Source organism: Pseudomonadota bacterium, assembly GCA_010028905.1.
In the GTDB taxonomy this organism is placed as follows: domain Bacteria; phylum Vulcanimicrobiota; class Xenobia; order RGZZ01; family RGZZ01; genus RGZZ01.
This window is the reverse complement of the sequence record RGZZ01000483.1, coordinates 1-3,749: the sequence shown is the minus strand read 5'-3', so window position 1 is coordinate 3,749 and position 3,749 is coordinate 1. Positions and strand designations below refer to the sequence as shown.

Here is a 3,749-nt window from a genome sequence, read left to right as displayed (position 1 = left end):
GCGCGATCCCATGCGCCCGAGCTGCCACGACGTTCCCTCGAGGGCCTGGCTGAGCAGGCGCTCGTCTGCGTACACCTGCAGATCCTCGTCGAAGACGAGGCGATCAAGCCGGCTCAGGTTGGAGCCCACGCGCGCCAGCGCGAGCAGAAGGGGCTCGATGCGAAACGGCTGGAGTCGCACCTCCTGCTGGCCTGCCGCCAGCGAGAGCTGGGTGCGCAGCAGCCGCACCATTCCCTCGACCTGACCGGCCAGGCTCTCCGCGTCGCCGATGCGGGTGCGCATCTCCTCATCTTCACTCGTGTCGGCCACGGCTTGGAGGTAGGTGCGAAGCATGGAGATGGGACCGTAGATGTCGTGCCCGAGAAACGACAGCATCTGCGCGATGGGAACCCCATCGATGCGCGTGATGCCATCGAGCTCGGTGTCGGAGGTGGTGAACTCAGTCATGCGGGCGCAATCCTTCGAACTGTGCGCCCGCACATCCTGTCTGATGGCCCTTCCCGAACATGCCGAACCCGTTCGTGAGGCTGAGTTGAGAGCAAGCGGCCGCGCAAGAAGGAGCCCCCTCCTCTACCTGGAACGCCATGGGCATGGCCAGCGATGCAAGCAGCAACGGTTCAGGCGGCGCTCACCCTCCGCCGGACGTTCATCACCCCCCACCGTCGCCCCCCCCGACCCGCTATCCCAAGTGGCCGTTTCACCCGTTGGTGGTGCTGCTGCGACGGTTCATCCACTTTGTGGTGTTCTTCCCGTTCCTCCGCTGGCTCAATCCGCTCTACGTGCACGGCCGCGAGAACCTCGAGGGCCATCGAGGCCCGTTCATCTTCGTGGCCAACCACGCAAGCCATGCCGACATCCCCGCGCTCATGCGCGCCATGCCCGCGGTCATCCGCAGGCGCATGACCGCGGCCGCGGCGGCCGACTACTTCTTCACGAGCTGGTACCGCGAGCTCGCGGCCTGCCTCATCTGCAACGCCTTCCCGTTCCCACGAAAGGGGCGCGCGGGCATCGAGCGCGCGCTCTGGCTCCTCGAGCACGGCTGGCACATCATGCTCTTCCCCGAGGGAACCCGCTCCCTCGACGGCACCATCAAGCCGTTCAAGCCAGGGGTGGGGCTCCTCGCCGGCGAGAGCGGCGCCACCGTGATCCCGGTGGCCCTCCTGGGCATGCGGCGCGTGATGCCCAAGGGCAACCCGCTTCCTCGGCGCGCTTCGGTCGAGGTGCGCATCGGCCCGCCCATGCACTTCAGTCACGACGAAGACCCCGTGGCCATCACCCGCAAGATCGAAGACACCATCCGCGAGCTCGCCTCGCCGGATGGCATCGATCTGGTTCGTGGACGGGTGCGCAAGCGCTGACGCGCCTGCAGTCGGTCGCTCGCCCGGTGGTCAGGCCGCCGCGCGCGCCGCGTCGCCTGGGAACGGCGGCAGCTTTGTCTCGTAGAGCCAGGCGTTGAAGAAGTCGCCCAGCGGCTTGCCGCTCACCCGCTCCATGACGTCGCGGAAGTCTGCGATCTCGGCGTTTCCACCGCTGTACTGGCTCACATAGGCGCGCAGGCCGTTGAAGAAGGCGTCATCGCCCACGTCCTTGCGCAGGGCGTAGAGAACCAGCGCTCCCTTCATGTACACCTGCTCATCGAAGATGTCGTTGGGAGGTGGCGCGCCGATGACGATGGCGCGCGACGTCGACTTCTCGAGCGGCGTGCCGTGCGCGGCGCGCAGCTTGCGCACCGCCTCGGGCTCGGCCTCGGCCGTCACCGCGGCCCCGCTGTCCTTGCGGCTCAGCCAGTTGTAGACGTCGCGCGCGGTCTCATCGACCGAGGCGGCACCCTGGTTCTTCTCCTGCCAGAGCCATTCGCCGTACGACGCAAAGCCCTCGTTGAGCCAGATGTCCTTCCAGTTCTTCACGCTCACCGCGTCGCCGAACCACTGGTGCGCCAGCTCGTGCGCCACCACGTTCTCATACGTGCGATCACCGGTGACGACGAACGGGTCGAAGAGCGACATGCTCTGGCACTCGAGCGCACCGCCCACACTCGAGCGCGGCACCACGACACCGCCGTAGGCCTCGAACGGGTACTGCCCGAAGAGCGTGGAGAAGTAGTCGATCATCTCTCCCTGGCGGCCGAAGTCGTAGGCTGCAGCGTCCGCCTTGTCCGGCGGGAAGTAGTTGCGGATCGGCACGCCACCGGGCGAGGTCTCGTCCTTGCGCACATAGTCGCCGATCTGCACCATGGCCAGGTACGGGGCCATGGCGTCGCGCGACTGCCAGGTGTAGCGCGTGCGATCGCTGCTGCTCTCGGTCTGCAGCAACGTCCCGTTCGACGCCACCTGGTAGCCGGTGGGCACGTCCATCGAGATCTTGAAGGTCGCCTTGTCGCGCGGATGATCGTTGACCGGGAACCACGACGAGGCGCCGTCCGGCTCGCAGTCGACGCAGATGCCGTCACCGCATCGCTTCCAGCCCACGTCGGCGGGAGCCGCCACCGAAGACCAGGGCTCCGGCTTGCCGTGATAGCTCACCGCCACCGAGAAGGCCTCGCCGTTGCCGATGGGTGTCTGCGGCTGCACCGACAGCTCGCCGTCCTTGCGCGAGAACGTGGCCTCGGCGCCGTTCACGGTGATCTTGTCGATGTCGAAGCCGCGGAAGTCGAGATTGAACGAAGACAGATCCTGGGTGGCCACCGCGTCCATGGTCGACGACCCGACGACGCGATTGGCCTTGACGTTGACCTTCAGGTCGATGTCGTAGTGCTGTGCGTCGTACCCGCCGTTGCCCATCTGCGGGTAGTACGGGTCGCCGATGCCATCGGTGCCAGCGGAGGGCTCGCGATGCGCGGGGGGCGGAGCGGCAGGCGGGGCCTCCCCGAGCGAGACCGCGTCTCGCGGCGAGGGGAGCGCTGCCGGCGCCACGTCGACGGTTCCCGCCGCCGACGGCGCGGCGGCGCGGGGAGCCCGCGTGGGCGGCGTTGTGATGCGCGTTGGCGTCGTCATGGCGAAATATACCTTTCCCTCATGCGGCATCGGTGCGAGGGGGCGTCTCCCACCGGCCGTGGGGCGCTCTGCCCCAGTGTGAGCATCTTGCCACGAAAACCCGCGATGGGCCATTGCCAGGATGTTACCTCATCGACAGCGTACGTCGAGGCGCAACAATCAGAAGGAGTGAACGCCCCATGTCTGTCTACAAGATGTCCGAGATCGTGGGAACCTCGAAGGAGAGCTTCGCCGACGCCACCCGGGTCGCCGTCGAGCGCGCCTCGAAGACCCTGCGCAACCTGAGCTGGTTCGAGGTGAAGGAGCAGCGCGGCACCGTGAAGGACGGCCAGGTCGCCGAGTTCCAGGTGAAGCTCGCCGTGGGGTTCCGCCTCGACGACTGACCGCGTTCCTCCGCGACGCGCGCGGCGACCGGCCCGAGAGGCCGGATCGCCGCGCGCGCCCGAAGAGCCCCAGACGAGCTGCAAATCGAGCACCCGACCGGCTCCAACCGCTACACGGCTGTTCCGTCCGTCGAGGCCCGCGCACCCCTGCGCCTTCGACCGCGCGCCGCAGCCAGCGAACGGAGCATCCAGGCTTGCAGAACAATGCCCTCATATCGGCCAGCGTGCGCTCTCCCTGGGTGGTGCGTCCGCGGGTTGCCGCATTCGGCCCTCCAGGCAGCGCCACTGAAGCCGGAGCCCCGCCGCGCAGTGCAGCCGACCAGTACACGCCCGGCGCGACGTCGCTCTCCTCTCCACTGACGCCCCCCCTGTT

General features: G+C 67.7%; 4 protein-coding genes. 2 read left to right on the top strand and 2 right to left on the bottom strand.

What is annotated here, in order from left to right; genetic code table 11:
* The coding region (locus EB084_21570; GenBank protein NDD30854.1) for a hypothetical protein at positions 1 to 447 on the bottom strand (447 nt) is incomplete at its 3' end.
* Between the two features lie 137 nt (positions 448 to 584).
* Here EB084_21570 and EB084_21565 point away from each other — a divergent pair.
* Positions 585 to 1,358 carry a 1-acyl-sn-glycerol-3-phosphate acyltransferase gene (locus tag EB084_21565; GenBank protein ID NDD30853.1) on the top strand — a complete coding sequence of 258 codons (774 nt, stop codon included), beginning with the start codon at positions 585 to 587 and terminating at the stop codon, positions 1,356 to 1,358.
* A gap of 30 nt (positions 1,359 to 1,388) precedes the next feature.
* Here EB084_21565 and EB084_21560 read toward each other — a convergent pair whose 3' ends face one another.
* Positions 1,389 to 3,107 carry a M1 family peptidase gene (locus EB084_21560; GenBank protein ID NDD30852.1) on the bottom strand — a complete coding sequence of 573 codons (1,719 nt, stop codon included), beginning with the start codon at positions 3,105 to 3,107 and terminating at the stop codon, positions 1,389 to 1,391.
* Positions 3,108 to 3,172: 65 nt separating this feature from the next.
* Here EB084_21560 and EB084_21555 point away from each other — a divergent pair, with 65 nt between their 5' ends.
* Complete coding sequence (locus EB084_21555; GenBank protein ID NDD30851.1) at positions 3,173 to 3,376, top strand: dodecin domain-containing protein; 204 nt, start codon at positions 3,173 to 3,175, stop codon at positions 3,374 to 3,376.
* Positions 3,377 to 3,749: the final 373 nt, after the last annotated feature.